The organism is Escherichia sp. E.sYA108 (assembly GCF_011754335.1).
In the GTDB taxonomy this organism is placed as follows: Bacteria; Pseudomonadota; Gammaproteobacteria; order Enterobacterales; family Enterobacteriaceae; genus Escherichia; species Escherichia coli.
In genome coordinates, this window is record NZ_JAAQVZ010000001.1 from 4,767,901 (window position 1) to 4,787,579 (window position 19,679).

The following is a 19,679-nucleotide window of genomic DNA, read 5'->3' on the forward strand; positions in this document are numbered from 1 at the left end:
GCGTCGCATCAGGCGCTGATTGCCGGATGCGGCGTGAACGCCTTATCCGGCCTACAGTCAGCAACGTTTATCGGTTGCTTAGAACTGCGATTCTTCGGTGGAGCCGGTCAGCGCGGTAACTGAAGACGTGCCACCTTGAATAATGGTCGTCACTTTATCGAAGTAACCTGTACCCACTTCCTGTTGGTGAGATACGAAGGTATAGCCATCTTTCGCGGCGGCAAATTCCGGCTGCTGCACTTTCTCAACATAGTGCTTCATACCCTCGCCCTGGGCATAGGCGTTTGCCAGGTCAAACATGTTGAACCACATGCTGTGGATACCTGCCAGGGTGATGAACTGGAACTTGTAGCCCATATCCGACAGCTGCTGCTGGAAGCTGGCAATAGTTTTGTCGTCGAGGTTTTTCTGCCAGTTGAACGACGGCGAGCAGTTATAAGCCAGCAGTTTGCCCGGATATTTCGCGTGGATGGCTTGTGCAAAGCGACGCGCCAGTTCTAGGTCCGGCGTGGAGGTTTCACACCATACCAGGTCAGCATATGGCGCATACGCCAGGCCACGGCTGATCGCTTGCTCAATACCCGCATGAGTACGGAAGAAGCCTTCACTGGTACGCTCGCCAGTAATAAATTCGCTGTCATATGGGTCGCAATCGGAGGTAATCAGATCCGCCGCATCGGCATCGGTACGAGCAACCAGCAGGGTTGGAACGCCCGTCACATCAGCTGCCAGACGCGCCGCGACCAGTTTCTGAATAGCTTCCTGAGTTGGCACCAAAACTTTGCCGCCCATGTGACCACATTTCTTCACTGATGCCAGCTGATCTTCGAAGTGAACTGCCGCTGCACCGGCTTCAATCATCGCTTTCATCAGTTCAAAGGCATTCAGTACACCGCCAAAACCGGCCTCCGCATCGGCGACGATCGGCAGGAAGTAATCGACATAGCGCGGATCGCCCGGCTCAATGCCCGCGGACCATTGGATCTGATCCGCACGGCGGAAAGTATTGTTGATCCGCTCCACCACCGCTGGCACCGAGTTTGCCGGATAGAGCGACTGATCCGGATACATGCTGGCCGCCAGGTTAGCGTCCGCCGCTACCTGCCATCCCGACAGATAGACTGCTTCAATACCCGCTTTCGCCTGTTGCAGCGCCTGACCGCCAGTCAGTGCACCGAGGCTGTTGATGTAGCCTTTTTTCGACTCGCCGTGCAGCAGACGCCACATTTTCGCCGCACCCAGTTGCGCCAGGGTGCATTCCGGATTGACTGAACCGCGTAATTTCACCACATCTTCCGCGCTGTACGGGCGAGTAATGCCTTCCCAACGCGGTTGAGTCCACTCTTTCTGTAATTCTTCAATTTGTTGTGTACGGGTTTTCATGTGCAGATGCTCCATAGTTATGTGGTGGTTTACGCTAACAGGCGGTAGCCTGGCAGGGTCAGGAAATCAATTAACTCATCGGAAGTGGTGATCTGTTCCATCAAGCGTGCGGCATCGTCAAAACGCCCATGGGAGAAACGTTCTTCGCCCAGTTCGCTGGCAATGACTTTCATCTCTTCGCCCAGCATCTGGCGGAACAAGGCTTTAGTCACCGGTTTGCCATTGCTCAACGTTTTTTGATGATGGATCCACTGCCAGATTGAGGTACGGGAAATTTCAGCCGTCGCCGCATCTTCCATCAGGCCATAAATCGGCACACAGCCATTGCCAGAGATCCACGCTTCGATGTACTGCACAGCCACGCGAATGTTGGCGCGCATACCTTCTTCGGTGCGTTCACCAGCACAAGGTGCCAGCAGCTGATCGGCAGTAATCGGCGCGTCTTGTTCGCGCATCACCTCAAGCTGGTTTTTGCGGGAGCCGAGAATATCGTTGAATACCGCCATTGCCGTATCAGCAAGGCCCGGGTGAGCGATCCATGTGCCATCGTGACCGTTATTGGCTTCCAGCGATTTATCCGCTTTTACTTTGTCGAGCACCTGGTTATTGCGCTCTTCATCTTTGCTCGGAATAAACGCCGCCATGCCGCCCATCGCAAAAGCACCGCGTTTATGGCAGGTTTTAATCAACAGGCGTGAGTAAGCATTCAGGAAGGGTTTATCCATCGTCACTGCCTGTCTGTCTGGCAGGACGCGATCGGGATAGTTTTTCAATGTTTTGATATAACTGAAGATGTAATCCCAACGACCGCAGTTCAGACCAACAATATGGTCACGCAGCGCGTGAAGGATTTCATCCATCTGGAACACGGCGGGCAGCGTTTCAATCAGCAACGTCGCCTTGATGGTGCCGCGCGGCAGATTAAAGCGATCTTCTGCATAGCTGAAGACTTCGCTCCACCAGGCCGCTTCCTGCCAGGACTGGGTTTTCGGCAGATAGAAATAGGGACCGCTGCCCTTTGCCAACAGTGCCTGATAGTTGTGGAAGAAATAGAGCGCAAAATCAAACAGGCTACCGGGGATTGTCTCACCACGCCAGGTGACATGTTTTTCCGGCAAGTGCAGACCGCGTACCCGACAAATCAAAACCGCTGGATTGGGCTTGAGCTGATAAATTTTGCCTGCTTCATTGCTATAGCTGATGGTGCCGTTAACCGCATCGCGCAGGTTAATTTGCCCATCGATCACTTTGTTCCAGTCTGGTGCCAGTGAATCTTCGAAATCGGCCATAAAGACTTTCACATTGGCGTTGAGCGCGTTGATCACCATCTTGCGCTCTACAGGTCCGGTAATCTCTACGCGACGATCTTCTAAGTCCGAAGGAATCCCGCGAATTTTCCAGTCAGCATAACGAATGGAAGCTGTTTCCGAAATAAAATCAGGCAACATTCCGTTATCGATATCCTGCTGCTGCTGAATACGCGCTGCCAGAAGTTTATTGCGTTGTGGCGTAAAATGCGTCACCAGCTCAGTCAGAAATTCTACCGCTTCGGCAGTAAGAATTTGCTTCTCCTGCTCGCCATACGGCCTTGTAAAAGCCAGTTCATCGATTGTTGTTGCCTGTTCAGTCATCGTGCAGCTCCTCGTCATGGATCCGAAAACTTCCCCACTGTGAACGAAGGATCGTTGTGCGCTTTTCGTTCAGCACAACTAAGACTACTCATTTAAAATGCAAAATCAAAAACAATTTCCATTTTAATTAAAAATACATGTTAACTTATTGATAACAATATAAATAAAATTTATTCACTTACTGAGGTGTGTTTCGGAAATAAAAAAGGCACCCGAAGGTGCCTGAGGTAAGGTGCTGAATCGCTTAACGATCGACTATCACAGAAGATTAATCCAGCGTTGGATTCATGTGCCGTAGATCATATGGCGTGATCTGGTAGACGTAATAGTTGAGCCAGTTGGTAAACAGCAAATTACCGTGACTACGCCAGCTCGCTCGCGGTGTATTTTGCGGATCATTGTGCGGGAAATAGTTATACGGTACATCCGGGTCTAGCCCGGCTTCCACATCGCGGAAATATTCCTGCGCCAGCGTTTGCGCATCATATTCGGGATGGCCCGTCACAAAGGCAATGCGCTTATCTTTGCTGGCAAACAGATATGCATCCCCTTCTTCCGTCTCTGCCAGAATTTCCAGATCGGTATAATCACGAATCAACGCTGCCGGAAAGTCAGCATAGCGCGAATGCGGTGCCAGGAATGAATCATCAAAGCCACGCGTCAGAAGCGCATGAGGATGGAGAATATGATGCTCGTAAACGCCAGAGAGTTTGTCGGTGCGGGTTTGCTTAGGAATACCATAGAGGATATTGAGCGCGGCCTGTACAGCCCAGCAGACAAACAGCGTCGAGGTGACGTGATCTTTCGACCACTCCAGCACCTGTTTGATCTGCGGCCAGTAAGCGACATCATTAAACTCCACCAGGCCCAGTGGCGCGCCGGTAACTATCAGACCGTCAAAGTTTTGTTCCTGAATATCTTCAAAGTTACAGTAGAAGTTATTCAGATGCTCTGCGGGCGTGTTGCGCGATTCACGGGAATCGATGCGCAAAAGCTGAATATCGACCTGCAAAGGTGAGTTTGAAAGCAGGCGCAGAAACTGATTTTCAGTTTCGATCTTCTTCGGCATCAGGTTAAGGATAAGCACCTTTAGCGGACGAATTTCCTGACCAGACGCGCGAGAAGTTGTCATCACAAAGACGTTTTCTTCACGCAAGAAATTGACGGCGGGTAGCTCGTCCGGCACACGAATCGGCATAACCTGATTACCTCACTATATACGCTTATACGTTTAGACATCCAGATAGCTGAAGATAACCAGAAAATTTACCAATGTCGAGCCTGCATGTTGAAGGTGAGAAAGTTTCAAGGAAAAGGCTACGTTAGAATATAAGAATGACGAAAAGGAGAGAAAATGGTTATTAGTATTCGCCGCTCACGGCATGAGGAGGGGGAGGAACTCGTTGCGATTTGGTGTCGTTCTGTCGATGCCACTCACGATTTTTTATCAGCAGAGTATCGGGCCGAGCTGGAAGAGCTGGTGCATTCCTTTCTGCCGGAAGCACCGTTGTGGGTCGCGGTTAATGAGCGGGATCAGCCGGTTGGGTTTATGTTGTTAAGTGGGCAGCATATGGATGCGCTGTTTATCGATCCTGATGTGCGCGGCTGCGGCGTGGGCCGGATGCTGGTGAAGCATGCGCTCTCAATGGCCCCGGAACTGACAACCAATGTTAATGAGCAAAATGAGCAGGCGGTTGGGTTCTATAAGAAGGTGGGCTTTAAGGTTACGGAACGCTCTGAGGTGGACGATTTGGGGAAACCGTATCCGTTGCTGAATCTGGCATATGTGGGGGTGTAGGCGGTTTTTTTCTCATCCCGGTGGGCTGAACTTTAGGTTTCGTACCCACCAATGGTGACATGATTATTTCTGCTTAAACATTGCCAGGACCGCACTATCACTGAGTACCACTGATTGCGCATGGATGTGGAACTGGCGATATTTCATTAACGTTGCCCCTGCGACCACTTCATGAAGAATGCGTTCCTCAACCTGTGACAAACCGCCCTCATTCATTTCCAGCGCGCTCACAACAATATCCATACGTTTTGCTGGCAAAAAAGAATGCCAGGTTGAACGTGGGTGGAGTTGCAGAACAAGATCTTGCAGAACTTTTTCTGCAACAAAGAAATTGGCGATTAACAGGCGCTGGTTACTGAAGGCAGCATCTCCTGACACTTCACGTTTGCTTTCAAGATCGCGAACAGTAATTTGATTACGACGAATTTGGATATACAGAACTGACATGAGATTCCCTTCATCATGCAAATAATTGATATGCAAAAAACCCCGGCCTTATTGACCGGGGTTTTTCTAATTTGATGCCTGGCAGTTCCCTACTCTCGCATGGGGAGACCCCACACTACCATCGGCGCTACGGCGTTTCACTTCTGAGTTCGGCATGGGGTCAGGTGGGACCACCGCGCTAAGGCCGCCAGGCAAATTCTGTTTCATTAACCCGCTTGTCGCCGGTTAATCTAATCTGTATCAGGCTGAAAATCTTCTCTCATCCGCCAAAACATCTTCGGCGTTGTAAGGTTAAGCCTCACGGTTCATTAGTACCGGTTAGCTCAACGCATCGCTGCGCTTACACACCCGGCCTATCAACGTCGTCGTCTTCAACGTTCCTTCAGGACCCTCAAGGAGTCAGGGAGAACTCATCTCGGGGCAAGTTTCGTGCTTAGATGCTTTCAGCACTTATCTCTTCCGCATTTAGCTACCGGGCAGTGCCATTGGCATGACAACCCGAACACCAGTGATGCGTCCACTCCGGTCCTCTCGTACTAGGAGCAGCCCCCCTCAGTTCTCCAGCGCCCACGGCAGATAGGGACCGAACTGTCTCACGACGTTCTAAACCCAGCTCGCGTACCACTTTAAATGGCGAACAGCCATACCCTTGGGACCTACTTCAGCCCCAGGATGTGATGAGCCGACATCGAGGTGCCAAACACCGCCGTCGATATGAACTCTTGGGCGGTATCAGCCTGTTATCCCCGGAGTACCTTTTATCCGTTGAGCGATGGCCCTTCCATTCAGAACCACCGGATCACTATGACCTGCTTTCGCACCTGCTCGCGCCGTCACGCTCGCAGTCAAGCTGGCTTATGCCATTGCACTAACCTCCTGATGTCCGACCAGGATTAGCCAACCTTCGTGCTCCTCCGTTACTCTTTAGGAGGAGACCGCCCCAGTCAAACTACCCACCAGACACTGTCCGCAACCCGGATTACGGGCCAACGTTAGAACATCAAACATTAAAGGGTGGTATTTCAAGGTCGGCTCCATGCAGACTGGCGTCCACACTTCAAAGCCTCCCACCTATCCTACACATCAAGGCTCAATGTTCAGTGTCAAGCTATAGTAAAGGTTCACGGGGTCTTTCCGTCTTGCCGCGGGTACACTGCATCTTCACAGCGAGTTCAATTTCACTGAGTCTCGGGTGGAGACAGCCTGGCCATCATTACGCCATTCGTGCAGGTCGGAACTTACCCGACAAGGAATTTCGCTACCTTAGGACCGTTATAGTTACGGCCGCCGTTTACCGGGGCTTCGATCAAGAGCTTCGCGTTACCGCTAACCCCATCAATTAACCTTCCGGCACCGGGCAGGCGTCACACCGTATACGTCCACTTTCGTGTTTGCACAGTGCTGTGTTTTTAATAAACAGTTGCAGCCAGCTGGTATCTTCGACTGATTTCAGCTCCACGAGCAAGTCGCTTCACCTACATATCAGCGTGCCTTCTCCCGAAGTTACGGCACCATTTTGCCTAGTTCCTTCACCCGAGTTCTCTCAAGCGCCTTGGTATTCTCTACCTGACCACCTGTGTCGGTTTTGGGTACGATTTGATGTTACCTGATGCTTAGAGGCTTTTCCTGGAAGCAGGGCATTTGTCGCTTCAGCACCGTAGTGCCTCGTCATCACGCCTCAGCCTTGGTTTTCCGGATTTGCCTGGAAAACCAGCCTACACGCTTAAACCGGGACAACCGTCGCCCGGCCAACATAGCCTTCTCCGTCCCCCCTTCGCAGTAACACCAAGTACAGGAATATTAACCTGTTTCCCATCGACTACGCCTTTCGGCCTCGCCTTAGGGGTCGACTCACCCTGCCCCGATTAACGTTGGACAGGAACCCTTGGTCTTCCGGCGAGCGGGCTTTTCACCCGCTTTATCGTTACTTATGTCAGCATTCGCACTTCTGATACCTCCAGCAACCCTCACAGGCCACCTTCACAGGCTTACAGAACGCTCCCCTACCCAACAACACATAGTGTCGCTGCCGCAGCTTCGGTGCATGGTTTAGCCCCGTTACATCTTCCGCGCAGGCCGACTCGACCAGTGAGCTATTACGCTTTCTTTAAATGATGGCTGCTTCTAAGCCAACATCCTGGCTGTCTGGGCCTTCCCACATCGTTTCCCACTTAACCATGACTTTGGGACCTTAGCTGGCGGTCTGGGTTGTTTCCCTCTTCACGACGGACGTTAGCACCCGCCGTGTGTCTCCCGTGATAACATTCTCCGGTATTCGCAGTTTGCATCGGGTTGGTAAGTCGGGATGACCCCCTTGCCGAAACAGTGCTCTACCCCCGGAGATGAATTCACGAGGCGCTACCTAAATAGCTTTCGGGGAGAACCAGCTATCTCCCGGTTTGATTGGCCTTTCACCCCCAGCCACAAGTCATCCGCTAATTTTTCAACATTAGTCGGTTCGGTCCTCCAGTTAGTGTTACCCAACCTTCAACCTGCCCATGGCTAGATCACCGGGTTTCGGGTCTATACCCTGCAACTTAACGCCCAGTTAAGACTCGGTTTCCCTTCGGCTCCCCTATTCGGTTAACCTTGCTACAGAATATAAGTCGCTGACCCATTATACAAAAGGTACGCAGTCACCCCATTAAGAGGCTCCCACTGCTTGTACGTACACGGTTTCAGGTTCTTTTTCACTCCCCTCGCCGGGGTTCTTTTCGCCTTTCCCTCACGGTACTGGTTCACTATCGGTCAGTCAGGAGTATTTAGCCTTGGAGGATGGTCCCCCCATATTCAGACAGGATACCACGTGTCCCGCCCTACTCATCGAGCTCACAATATGTGCATTTTTGTGTACGGGGCTGTCACCCTGTATCGCACGCCTTTCCAGACGCTTCCACTAACACACACACTGATTCAGGCTCTGGGCTCCTCCCCGTTCGCTCGCCGCTACTGGGGGAATCTCGGTTGATTTCTTTTCCTCGGGGTACTTAGATGTTTCAGTTCCCCCGGTTCGCCTCATTAACCTATGGATTCAGTTAATGATAGTGTGTCGAAACACACTGGGTTTCCCCATTCGGAAATCGCCGGTTATAACGGTTCATATCACCTCACCGACGCTTATCGCAGATTAGCACGTCCTTCATCGCCTCTGACTGCCAGGGCATCCACCGTGTACGCTTAGTCGCTTAACCTCACAACCCGAAGATGTTTCTTGCGATTCATCATCGTGTTGCGAAAATTTGAGAGACTCACGAACAACTCTCGTTGTTCAGTGTTTCAATTTTCAGCTTGATCCAGATTTTTAAAGAGCAAATATCTCAAACATCACCCGAAGATGAGTTTTGAGATATTAAGGCAGGTGACTTTCACTCACAAACCAGCAAGTGGCGTCCCCTAGGGGATTCGAACCCCTGTTACCGCCGTGAAAGGGCGGTGTCCTGGGCCTCTAGACGAAGGGGACGTGTCAGTCTGCTTCGCAAGACGCCTTGCTTTTCACTTTCTATCAGACAATCTGTGTGAGCACTGCAAAGTACGCTTCTTTAAGGTAAGGAGGTGATCCAACCGCAGGTTCCCCTACGGTTACCTTGTTACGACTTCACCCCAGTCATGAATCACAAAGTGGTAAGCGCCCTCCCGAAGGTTAAGCTACCTACTTCTTTTGCAACCCACTCCCATGGTGTGACGGGCGGTGTGTACAAGGCCCGGGAACGTATTCACCGTGGCATTCTGATCCACGATTACTAGCGATTCCGACTTCATGGAGTCGAGTTGCAGACTCCAATCCGGACTACGACGCACTTTATGAGGTCCGCTTGCTCTCGCGAGGTCGCTTCTCTTTGTATGCGCCATTGTAGCACGTGTGTAGCCCTGGTCGTAAGGGCCATGATGACTTGACGTCATCCCCACCTTCCTCCAGTTTATCACTGGCAGTCTCCTTTGAGTTCCCGGCCGGACCGCTGGCAACAAAGGATAAGGGTTGCGCTCGTTGCGGGACTTAACCCAACATTTCACAACACGAGCTGACGACAGCCATGCAGCACCTGTCTCACGGTTCCCGAAGGCACATTCTCATCTCTGAAAACTTCCGTGGATGTCAAGACCAGGTAAGGTTCTTCGCGTTGCATCGAATTAAACCACATGCTCCACCGCTTGTGCGGGCCCCCGTCAATTCATTTGAGTTTTAACCTTGCGGCCGTACTCCCCAGGCGGTCGACTTAACGCGTTAGCTCCGGAAGCCACGCCTCAAGGGCACAACCTCCAAGTCGACATCGTTTACGGCGTGGACTACCAGGGTATCTAATCCTGTTTGCTCCCCACGCTTTCGCACCTGAGCGTCAGTCTTCGTCCAGGGGGCCGCCTTCGCCACCGGTATTCCTCCAGATCTCTACGCATTTCACCGCTACACCTGGAATTCTACCCCCCTCTACGAGACTCAAGCTTGCCAGTATCAGATGCAGTTCCCAGGTTGAGCCCGGGGATTTCACATCTGACTTAACAAACCGCCTGCGTGCGCTTTACGCCCAGTAATTCCGATTAACGCTTGCACCCTCCGTATTACCGCGGCTGCTGGCACGGAGTTAGCCGGTGCTTCTTCTGCGGGTAACGTCAATGAGCAAAGGTATTAACTTTACTCCCTTCCTCCCCGCTGAAAGTACTTTACAACCCGAAGGCCTTCTTCATACACGCGGCATGGCTGCATCAGGCTTGCGCCCATTGTGCAATATTCCCCACTGCTGCCTCCCGTAGGAGTCTGGACCGTGTCTCAGTTCCAGTGTGGCTGGTCATCCTCTCAGACCAGCTAGGGATCGTCGCCTAGGTGAGCCTTTACCCCACCTACTAGCTAATCCCATCTGGGCACATCCGATGGCAAGAGGCCCGAAGGTCCCCCTCTTTGGTCTTGCGACGTTATGCGGTATTAGCTACCGTTTCCAGTAGTTATCCCCCTCCATCAGGCAGTTTCCCAGACATTACTCACCCGTCCGCCACTCGTCAGCAAAGCAGCAAGCTGCTTCCTGTTACCGTTCGACTTGCATGTGTTAGGCCTGCCGCCAGCGTTCAATCTGAGCCATGATCAAACTCTTCAATTTAAAAGTTTGATGCTCAAAGAATTAAACTTCGTAATGAATTACGTGTTCACTCCTGAGACTTGGTATTCATTTTTCGTCTTGCGACGTCAAGAATCCGTATCTTCGAGTGCCCACACAGATTGTCTGATAAATTGTTAAAGAGCAGTTGCGACGCGGCTTTCAGCTCACTGTCGCGAGGTGGCGTATATTACGCTTTCCTCTTTCAGAGTCAACCCTGAATTTCAGGATTTTTCTCTTCAACCGAACCGGCTGTTTGTGTGAAGTGATTCACATCCGCCGTGTCGATGGAGGCGCATTATAGGGAGTTCTCCGCAGGCCGCAATAGAAAAATTGCATAAAAATGACTGACTGCTGCATTCCCCAGCAAAACCCCGCTTTATACCTTTTTACGCACAGAGTTATCCACAATCATCAATGTAATTTCTGTATTTTTCCCACGGTAGCCACTGTCAAAATTGTGATCACCATTGAAAGAGAAAAATTCGCGAGCGTTGCGCAAACGTTTTCGTTACAATGCGGGCGAAAAATAAGGATGCCCCGTTAGGGGCGTTAGCTGAGTTTTTCGCGAAAAATTCAGCTAACGCTCTCTGTAATAGTCAAATCCAGGGGATTTACCATGCAACAACGTCGTCCAGTCCGCCGCGCTCTGCTCAGTGTTTCTGACAAAGCCGGTATCGTCGAATTCGCCCAGGCACTTTCCGCACGCGGTGTGGAGCTGCTGTCTACAGGGGGCACAGCCCGTCTGTTAGCAGAAAAAGGTCTGCCGGTAACCGAAGTTTCCGATTACACCGGTTTCCCGGAGATGATGGATGGACGCGTGAAGACCCTGCATCCGAAAGTACATGGTGGCATTCTGGGCCGTCGCGGCCTGGACGATGCCATTATGGAAGAACATCAGATCCTGCCTATCGATATGGTGGTTGTTAACCTGTATCCGTTCGCCCAGACCGTTGCTCGTGAAGGCTGCTCGCTGGAAGATGCGGTAGAGAACATCGATATCGGCGGCCCAACGATGGTGCGCTCCGCCGCCAAGAACCATAAAGATGTCGCAATCGTGGTGAAGAGCAGCGACTACGACGCCATTATTAAAGAGATGGATGCCAACGAAGGATCGCTGACGCTTGCAACCCGTTTCGACCTTGCCATCAAAGCCTTTGAACATACCGCCGCCTACGACAGCATGATTGCCAACTACTTCGGCAGCATGGTTCCGGCTTACCACGGTGAAAGCAAAGAAGCCGCCGGTCGCTTCCCACGCACGCTGAACCTGAACTTCATTAAGAAGCAGGATATGCGTTACGGCGAGAACAGCCACCAGCAGGCTGCCTTCTATATAGAAGAGAATGTGAAAGAAGCCTCCGTTGCTACCGCAACCCAGGTTCAGGGTAAAGCCCTCTCTTATAACAACATCGCCGATACCGATGCGGCGCTGGAGTGCGTGAAAGAGTTCGCCGAGCCGGCATGTGTGATTGTGAAGCACGCCAACCCTTGCGGCGTTGCTATCGGCCATTCCATTCTTGATGCTTACGATCGCGCGTACAAAACCGACCCAACCTCCGCGTTCGGCGGCATTATCGCCTTTAACCGCGAGCTGGATGCGGAAACCGCACAGGCCATCATTTCTCGTCAGTTTGTCGAAGTGATTATTGCGCCGTCCGCCAGCGAAGAAGCTCTGAAAATCACCGCCGCCAAACAGAACGTACGCGTTCTGACCTGCGGTCAGTGGGGCGAGCGTGTTCCGGGCCTTGATTTCAAACGCGTGAACGGCGGCCTCCTGGTTCAGGATCGCGACCTGGGCATGGTCGGTGCGGAAGAACTGCGCGTCGTCACCAAACGCCAGCCGAGCGAACAGGAGCTGCGTGATGCGCTGTTCTGCTGGAAGGTGGCGAAATTCGTGAAATCCAACGCCATTGTCTATGCCAAAAACAATATGACCATCGGCATTGGCGCGGGCCAGATGAGCCGCGTGTACTCCGCAAAAATCGCCGGTATTAAAGCTGCCGATGAAGGTCTGGAAGTGAAAGGTTCGTCAATGGCTTCTGACGCGTTCTTCCCGTTCCGCGACGGTATTGATGCCGCCGCCGCTGCGGGTGTGACCTGTGTAATCCAGCCTGGCGGTTCTATCCGTGATGACGAAGTGATTGCCGCCGCCGACGAGCACGGTATTGCGATGCTCTTCACCGACATGCGCCACTTCCGCCATTAATGGAGCAATAGATGAAAGTATTAGTGATTGGTAACGGCGGGCGCGAGCACGCGCTGGCCTGGAAAGCGGCTCAGTCGCCGCTGGTTGAAACTGTTTTTGTTGCTCCGGGTAATGCAGGCACTGCGCTGGAACCCGCGCTACAGAACGTCGCTATCGGCGTAACCGATATCCCGGCGCTGCTGGATTTCGCACAAAACGAAAAGGTAGATCTAACCATCGTTGGCCCGGAAGCGCCGCTGGTGAAAGGCGTAGTCGATACCTTCCGCGCCGCCGGGCTGAAAATCTTCGGCCCAACCGCAGGTGCTGCACAACTGGAAGGTTCTAAAGCATTCACCAAAGACTTTCTGGCCCGCCATAACATTCCCACAGCGGAATACCAGAACTTCACCGAGGTAGAACCTGCGCTGGCGTATCTGCGTGAGAAAGGCGCGCCAATCGTCATTAAAGCGGACGGTCTGGCCGCCGGGAAAGGCGTTATCGTGGCGATGACGCTGGAAGAAGCTGAAGCCGCCGTGCGCGACATGCTGGCGGGCAACGCGTTTGGCGACGCGGGTCATCGCATTGTTATCGAAGAGTTCCTCGACGGCGAAGAAGCGAGCTTTATCGTGATGGTGGACGGCGAGCATGTGCTGCCGATGGCCACCAGCCAGGATCACAAACGCGTAGGCGATAAAGATACCGGGCCGAACACCGGCGGGATGGGCGCTTACTCCCCTGCGCCAGTAGTGACCGATGAGGTTCATCAGCGCACGATGGAACGTATCATCTGGCCAACCGTGAAAGGCATGGCGGCGGAAGGCAACACCTACACTGGTTTTCTCTACGCGGGCCTGATGATCGACAAACAGGGCAATCCGAAGGTTATTGAATTTAACTGCCGCTTTGGCGATCCGGAAACCCAGCCGATTATGCTGCGCATGAAGTCCGATCTGGTTGAGCTCTGCCTGGCGGCCTGTGAAGGCAAGCTGGACGAGAAAACGTCCGAGTGGGATGAACGCGCTTCTCTCGGCGTGGTGATGGCTGCGGGTGGATATCCGGGCGATTACCGCACCGGCGATGTGATCCACGGCCTGCCGCTGGAAGAAGTGGCAGACGGCAAAGTGTTCCACGCGGGCACGAAACTAGCGGATGACGAGCAGGTAGTGACCAGCGGCGGGCGCGTACTGTGCGTTACCGCGCTGGGTCATACCGTGGCAGAAGCGCAGAAACGCGCTTATGCCTTAATGACCGATATCCATTGGGACGACTGCTTCTGCCGGAAAGATATCGGCTGGCGCGCTATCGAACGCGAGCAGAACTAACGCGACAGTTTTGCCAATAGCGTTTTGCGCGTGATCCCTAACTGGCGGGCGGCTTCGGTTTTGTTGCCGCCCGTTTTCTCCAGCGCCGCCAGAATCACCTCTTTTTCGACTTCCACCAGCGGCTGAATATCCTGACTTTGTACCAGCGGGATCGGCGTACTGGCAATCGCCAGCGGCAGCTCGCGTTCGGAAATATATTCCCCGGTCAGCAGCACCACCGCCCGTTCCACCGCGTTTTCCAGTTCACGAATATTTCCCGGCCAGTCGTAATGAATCAGCAGATCCATCGCCTGGGGCGTAAAGCCTTTTACCGCCTTGCGATTACGTTCGGCAAAGCGCTGAAGAAAATGGTTTGCCAGCAGAGGAATATCTTCCCGCCGCTGACGCAGCGATGGTACTTCAATCGCCACCACGTTCAGGCGATAGTAGAGATCCTGGCGAAAACGCCCGGCATTCACCTCTGCGGCAAGATCGCGATGAGTCGCCGCAATCAGCCGGACATCAACCGAGATGGTCTGGTTGCTGCCGACACGCTGAACTTCGCGCTCCTGAATCGCACGCAGCAGACGAACCTGCATCATCGGCGAGATATCGCCAATTTCATCGAGAAACAGCGTGCCGCCGTCCGCCTCAACAAAGCGCCCTTCCCGGCGTTTGTCGGCCCCGGTAAACGCCCCTTTTTCGTGACCGAACAATTCAGACTCCAGCAAGGATTCGTTGAGCGCCGCGCAGTTGAGCGTTACCAGCGGTTTTTCGCTACGTGCGCTACTGGCGTGAATCGCCCTGGCGACCAGCTCTTTACCGGTGCCGGAATCGCCGTGGATCAGCACCGTGGCTTCCGATGGCGCGACGAGGGCGATTTCACTGAGCAGGTGTTGCATCGCCGGGCTTTTACCGACCATACCGAACTGGCTGGCAGACACCGCAGGCGTTTCAGCGTCAACACTGTGTGTATGCGCGAGCGCCTTTTCCAGCGTCGCCTGCAGGTTATCGAAATCCAGCGGCTTGATGAGATAATCCAGCGCCCCGGTTTTCAACGCCTCTACCGCCGTCTCGACGCTGGAGTACGCGGTCATAATCAGCACCGGAATCGCGGGGTTTAATGTTTTGATCTCTTTTAGCGTGGCGATACCATCCATCTCTGCCATTCGTACATCGCAAAGCACAAGATCAAAAACCTGTTCCCGCACCTGCTCCAGCGCCTGTCGCCCGCTGTTCGCCAGCGCGACGTTATAACCCCAGCCGCGCAGCAAAGCCTGCAAAATAGTGCAGTGGCTAATGTCATCATCCACCACCAGAATATCGATATTATCGTGCGTCATCCTTGTGGGTCCTTACGCGTAATATTGACCGGAAGCCAAAGGGTGAACGTTGCGCCTTTTCCCTCCTGGCTTGCGACCTGAATTGTACCACCGTGTTGTTCAACAATATTATGCACGACCGCCAGCCCCAGTCCGGTGCCTTCGGCTTTGGTGGTGAAGTACGGGGTGAAGATGGCTTCAAGCTGATCCGCCGCAATTCCCTTACCGCTGTCGGTAACGCTGATTTTCACGCCTGCGCCGCTTTCGCTGGCCGTCACGCTAATCACGCCATGCTGACCAATCGCCTGAATAGCATTGAGATAGAGATTCAACAGGACCTGAGTCAGCCTGTCCGGATCGGCCTGAATTTCCGGTAATGTGTCGTTGGCGGTAAAGCGTAACTGGATCTCCCGGCTGTTTGCATCCTGGCTTACCAGCTGTAATGAGTGGCTAATCAGCGTGTTGAGTTCCACCGCCTGCAAAGCCAGATGCGTTGGCTTAACCAGTTCCAGCAACTCGCTTACCACGCGGTTTAAACGGTCAGCTTCTTTCGCCATCACCTGCGCCAGTTGATGCGCTTCTCCCCCTGCTGGCGCGCGTTCGGCAAAGTATTTCGCCAGCCCTTTAATCGAGGAAAGTGGGTTACGGATTTCGTGGGCAACGCCTGCCGCAAGATGCCCCAGTGCCACCAGCTTCTCTTTGCGCTTCATTTCATCCTGCAACAGCTGGCCCGAGCGCAGATATCGGCGATACCAGAAGAATGACAACACGCTTGCCAGCAAGACCGTCGCCAGGGCGAAGAGGATAATCAGGGTGTTTCTCTGCTCACGATCTTCAGCACTCACAATGTTACTGGCGTCGAAAGCGATAAAAATTGCTTGTGGTGTCGCGGCATACTGCTGCATATGGCGCATCCGGTGCATTCCAGCAGCAAACATCGGTTGAAACTGGCGATAAATTTCCAGAACAGGCTCGCCGTCTGCGCTATCGATCCGCCGCCACGCTTCTTCATCTCCCGGATGTAACTGCTGCATTTCCTGCGGGGAATAAAGCTGTTTTCCCATCATGCCGGAGTTGCTATGCATCACGATTGTTCCTTGTTCATCCGTGACCGCAAACCAACGTACACCAGGCTGCCCGGCCATTTCTTCCAGTAATGCCTGCTGCTGCGCATGATGCATGCGCATCCCCATGCCGACGCGCGAGCCGGATTCGAGAGCACGGATAAGTACACTGCCTTTTTCCAGCAGCGTTTGTCTGGCGGCGGCAGTCTCGCGCCCATAATCGCGAATCACTGTCACCGCAAACAGCCCCACCAGCCCAACAATGACCACGGGGAGGATCGCGCTTAACCATTTAGCTAAGGAGTCTTTAGAACGTTGCATAAAACGCATCTTCTTCTTTGCCTGTCCATCCCTTTCTGACAGCAGAAATCATGCCATCTTTTATCAGCGCTTACCCTGAGCTGTAACACAAAGGCTTAAGTTTCAATGAGTAAAAATGACTCGCTACCCGCAGCAGGCGAGTCATTTTTACTCGTTTATCATGCCAGATTACCCGTCATATCAGCGTTTCGCCGTTGGCACGGAAGATGCAATACCCGAAGTAAGACAACCACTGGAGGATTAACCATGAAACGGAACACGAAAATTGCCCTGGTAATGATGGCGCTTTCAGCAATGGCGATGGGATCGACATCTGCATTTGCTCACGGCGGACATGGTATGTGGCAGCAAAATGCCGCGCCTTTGACCAGCGAACAACAGACAGCGTGGCAGAAAATCCATAATGACTTTTACGCTCAAAGCAGCGCACTGCAACAGCAACTGGTGACAAAGCGTTATGAATACAATGCCCTGTTAGCCGCGAACCCACCGGATAGCAGCAAAATTAACGCGGTCGCCAAAGAGATGGAGAATTTGCGTCAGTCGTTAGATGAGTTACGGGTGAAACGAGATATTGCGATGGCTGAAGCGGGTATTCCGCGCGGTACCGGAATGGGTTACGGCGGCTGCGGTGGTGGCGGTCATATGGGTATGGGCCACTGGTAAATCAGAACGTTTTCTCGTTGGGTTGCCAGCGACAGAAATCAGAGTTTGCCACCAACAGTAATTGCGAACCTTCGGGCGCTTCCAGCCATGCCACGCTGACATCAACAGAAGAGCGGCTCTGGCGGCGCTCGATATGCGCTATCGCCTGCGAATCTAAATCAGGTTTAATGGTTTGCCCTTCACAGGTGGTCACAGTCTGCTCCATCGCATGCCAGCGCCCCTGGCGCAGCACGACTCTCCCCTGACGTAAGGCATCGCTAATCTGGCGGATCTGATCAGCACGATAACGGTATAAATCGATTTGGTCGTTAGAAAGCTGCTGCTTTTCCCCATCGGATTCGCGTTGCATAAAGCTCAGATCGCCGCGATCGTCAAAACGCGCGCGAATATTCACCGGGGGTTTGCTGTAAACATTGATATTGATGAGCGTGAGGTTATCGCCCTGCCAGCGATACTCTCGCGTCGTGGTATCGCCACTGCGCCACGGGCTAAACACGGCAAGCAGATGCACATTATCGCCGCTGTCTTTTCGCCAGATGCGTACCGCGCCCTGGTCTTCAGCAAATCCACTGGCGGTAAAGGGAGGAAGTGAAGAGTTGTGACTACAAGCAGTGAGAAACAGAGCGCCAGCCAGCATCAATGATCGACGCCAGAAAGACAAAAGGGGTGAAACCACCCCTTCGATAAAACTGTTCACTGCCACGCAATCTTACTTAACTGCGTCTTTCAGTGCCTTGCCAGAAACAAATGCCGGTACGTTAGCTGCGGCAATTTTGATTTCTTTACCGGTCTGCGGGTTGCGGCCAGTACGCTCAGCGCGGTGGTTCACTTTGAAGGTACCGAAACCAACCAGTTGTACAGCATCGCCTTCTTTCAGAGACTCAGTAATTGCAGCCAGAGTGGACTCCAGAGCAGCTTTAGCCTGGGTTTTGGACAGTTCTGCTTTCTCTGCAATTACATCAATCAGTTGAGTCTTGTTCATAAGTTATCCTTACAATGTGTTTATCGCTTGCTAAGCATCGAGTGCGACGGAAATGCCAGAATAGCACTCTCCTGCATACACGCACCGATAGCCACTTTTTTTCGCCCCCCAAATGTAGACCAGACGGGGGGCGAAAGGGAAGACTCCAGGTACGACAAATCAGGCGTTAAATCACGTTTTCTGGTCTTATTGCTGAAAAATTATACCAATATTGCTCTCACCCGCCTCACGCAGGTCTGCCCTAAGGCCTTTTATCAGCTCGATATCGCGTTCTTCGCACTCAGCTAAAAGTCGGAATATTTCCCACTGAATGTCCCATTCTTGCTCTACAGCTGGGTTTTCTTTGAGCTCTTCATCGCTCATTTCGCGACCAGCCTGAGTCATTTCCAGCATCGCCACGGTCGTGATGGAGGTCTTACTCACTTCCACCGCGTGTTCGAGCGTTTCGCCACTTAAACGCGAATGGACCAGTTCACTTAACGCCACGCAAGCATCAATTGCCGGATAAACGCCGTACAGATCGAAATCGTCGGCTGAAGGAATCGCTTCTTCAAATTTCTCCAGTTGGCTGTCGAAATTTACTTTTGCGTCTTTGACGGTCAGCGTTTCCCAAATGAGATCGAGAATGCGGCGGTAAATCTGCCCATCGCCGAAGCCGGTTTGCTGACAGAATACGGCGTAATTGGGGTACATGCGTTCGCATAAGCAGGCCATAAAAGTGACATGCTGCCAGCTTTCCAGGCGCTCCAGACGCAGATGAATTGGGTTTTGTAACATGTTGAGTTCTCAAATACGGAAATTATCCGCAGTTTACCTGAATTAGGGCTGATTTGCTGTATAGCGCACGAACGCCGGACGTTCCGAGGCCACCGCGTCCGCCCAGCGCGTTGGCTCCGGCAGACGATAGCCTTTCATGCAGCGTTGTACCCACGCCAGCGCGCTGTCCACGCTGACCCGATGGCCGGTAGCGATAAACAACGGGTTACAGCGCGCTTTGCTGCGCCAGACCCAGGCCAGCTGCTCGCCTTTATCCATCAGCGGGGCCAGCGCGCCCGGTTCGCTGGAGAGCGGTTCGAATTTACCGCAGAGCCGTTTTTTCGCTACGCCAATGGTCGGCACATCCACCAATAAGCCAAAATGGCTGGCTACGCCAAGACGGCGAGGATGCGAGATCCCATGACCATCGACAAACACTAAATCCGGCTTTTGCGACAGCATCTCCCACGCTGCCAGCAGCGCAGGATATTCGCGGAACGAGAGAAAACCTGGAATGTAAGGCATGGTGGTGGCGATGCGGGCCACTTTATACTCCACCAGCTCAAGCGAGGGGTATTTCAGCAGCACCATCGCCGCTCGCGTCACTTCTCCGCCCTGCTCAAATCCGACATCGGCTCCGGCGATCAGATCCGGCGGATCTTTATCGAGTCGATCCTCGCGGATCACAGAAGAAGCCAGTTCAATTTGTTGAGCGCGTAATGACGCGAGATCCATA

Annotated in this window: 14 protein-coding genes, 1 tRNA gene and 3 rRNA genes; 4 read left to right on the forward strand and 14 right to left on the reverse strand. The window is 52.9% G+C overall.

Features of this window, described 5'->3' with window-relative positions:
* Positions 1 to 78: 78 nt before the first annotated feature.
* The 3 genes from aceA to metA all read right to left on the reverse strand — a co-directional run bounded on the left by aceA (position 79) and on the right by metA (position 4,212).
* Positions 79 to 1,383 carry an isocitrate lyase gene (gene aceA, locus HBM92_RS22820; RefSeq protein WP_000857856.1) on the reverse strand — a complete coding sequence of 435 codons (1,305 nt, stop codon included), beginning with the start codon at positions 1,381 to 1,383 and terminating at the stop codon, positions 79 to 81.
* Between the two features lie 29 nt (positions 1,384 to 1,412).
* Positions 1,413 to 3,014 carry a malate synthase A gene (gene aceB / locus HBM92_RS22825; protein WP_000138846.1) on the reverse strand — a complete coding sequence of 534 codons (1,602 nt, stop codon included), beginning with the start codon at positions 3,012 to 3,014 and terminating at the stop codon, positions 1,413 to 1,415.
* Positions 3,015 to 3,282: 268 nt separating this feature from the next.
* A complete protein-coding gene (metA, locus tag HBM92_RS22830) occupies positions 3,283 to 4,212 on the reverse strand; it encodes a homoserine O-succinyltransferase (protein ID WP_001122785.1) in 930 nt (309 codons plus the stop codon).
* Between the two features lie 156 nt (positions 4,213 to 4,368).
* Between metA and HBM92_RS22835 the strand changes: the two genes are divergently transcribed.
* Entirely contained in the window at positions 4,369 to 4,812 is a 444-nt protein-coding gene (locus HBM92_RS22835) for an acetyltransferase (RefSeq protein ID WP_000236965.1), read from the forward strand.
* 63 nt (positions 4,813 to 4,875) lie between these two features.
* Here the strand turns inward: HBM92_RS22835 and HBM92_RS22840 are convergent, their stop codons facing one another.
* The 5 genes from HBM92_RS22840 to HBM92_RS22860 form a co-directional block, all read right to left on the reverse strand.
* Positions 4,876 to 5,259: a YjaA family stress response protein gene (locus HBM92_RS22840; RefSeq protein ID WP_001298281.1), complete on the reverse strand. Its 384-nt coding sequence runs from the start codon at positions 5,257 to 5,259 to the stop codon at positions 4,876 to 4,878.
* A gap of 76 nt (positions 5,260 to 5,335) precedes the next feature.
* Positions 5,336 to 5,451, reverse strand: a 5S ribosomal RNA gene (rrf, locus tag HBM92_RS22845).
* A gap of 95 nt (positions 5,452 to 5,546) precedes the next feature.
* Positions 5,547 to 8,450, reverse strand: a 23S ribosomal RNA gene (locus HBM92_RS22850).
* A 193-nt stretch (positions 8,451 to 8,643) separates the two neighbouring features.
* A tRNA-Glu gene (locus HBM92_RS22855) sits at positions 8,644 to 8,719 on the reverse strand.
* An 85-nt stretch (positions 8,720 to 8,804) separates the two neighbouring features.
* Positions 8,805 to 10,346 (reverse strand): 16S ribosomal RNA (locus HBM92_RS22860).
* Together the 16S, 23S and 5S rRNA genes with 1 tRNA gene alongside form the textbook arrangement of a ribosomal RNA operon.
* A gap of 616 nt (positions 10,347 to 10,962) precedes the next feature.
* On the opposite strand from HBM92_RS22860, the gene purH reads away from it, so the two are divergent.
* Positions 10,963 to 12,552, forward strand: a complete 1,590-nt coding sequence (gene purH / locus HBM92_RS22865) for a bifunctional phosphoribosylaminoimidazolecarboxamide formyltransferase/IMP cyclohydrolase (protein ID WP_001187531.1) — start codon at positions 10,963 to 10,965, stop codon at positions 12,550 to 12,552.
* 11 nt (positions 12,553 to 12,563) lie between these two features.
* Positions 12,564 to 13,853, forward strand: a complete 1,290-nt coding sequence (gene purD / locus HBM92_RS22870) for a phosphoribosylamine--glycine ligase (RefSeq protein ID WP_000866837.1) — start codon at positions 12,564 to 12,566, stop codon at positions 13,851 to 13,853.
* Here purD and zraR read toward each other — a convergent pair.
* Positions 13,850 to 15,175, reverse strand: coding sequence for a sigma-54-dependent response regulator transcription factor ZraR (gene zraR, locus HBM92_RS22875; RefSeq protein ID WP_000148537.1), 1,326 nt, complete (start codon positions 15,173 to 15,175; stop codon positions 13,850 to 13,852). The two genes, purD and zraR, sit on opposite strands and share 4 nt — an antisense overlap.
* A complete protein-coding gene (gene zraS / locus HBM92_RS22880; protein ID WP_001211898.1) occupies positions 15,172 to 16,548 on the reverse strand; it encodes a two-component system sensor histidine kinase ZraS in 1,377 nt (458 codons plus the stop codon). The genes zraR and zraS overlap by 4 nt, the downstream gene beginning before the upstream one ends.
* Before the next feature lie 237 nt (positions 16,549 to 16,785).
* Here zraS and zraP point away from each other — a divergent pair, with 237 nt between their 5' ends.
* Entirely contained in the window at positions 16,786 to 17,205 is a 420-nt protein-coding gene (gene zraP, locus HBM92_RS22885; protein WP_001296714.1) for a zinc resistance sensor/chaperone ZraP, read from the forward strand.
* A 1-nt stretch (position 17,206) separates the two neighbouring features.
* Here zraP and HBM92_RS22890 read toward each other — a convergent pair whose 3' ends face one another.
* The 4 genes from HBM92_RS22890 to nfi form a co-directional block, all read right to left on the reverse strand.
* A complete protein-coding gene (locus tag HBM92_RS22890; RefSeq protein WP_016265889.1) occupies positions 17,207 to 17,902 on the reverse strand; it encodes a DUF1481 domain-containing protein in 696 nt (231 codons plus the stop codon).
* Positions 17,903 to 17,914: 12 nt separating this feature from the next.
* A complete protein-coding gene (gene hupA / locus HBM92_RS22895; protein WP_001044513.1) occupies positions 17,915 to 18,187 on the reverse strand; it encodes a nucleoid-associated protein HU-alpha in 273 nt (90 codons plus the stop codon).
* A gap of 186 nt (positions 18,188 to 18,373) precedes the next feature.
* The gene (locus tag HBM92_RS22900) at positions 18,374 to 18,964 is read right to left on the reverse strand and encodes a YjaG family protein (RefSeq protein WP_000941119.1); all 591 of its coding nucleotides are present in this window, start codon (positions 18,962 to 18,964) and stop codon (positions 18,374 to 18,376) included.
* A gap of 42 nt (positions 18,965 to 19,006) precedes the next feature.
* Positions 19,007 to 19,678 carry a deoxyribonuclease V gene (gene nfi / locus HBM92_RS22905; RefSeq protein WP_000362388.1) on the reverse strand — a complete coding sequence of 224 codons (672 nt, stop codon included), beginning with the start codon at positions 19,676 to 19,678 and terminating at the stop codon, positions 19,007 to 19,009.
* Position 19,679 lies beyond the last annotated feature (1 nt).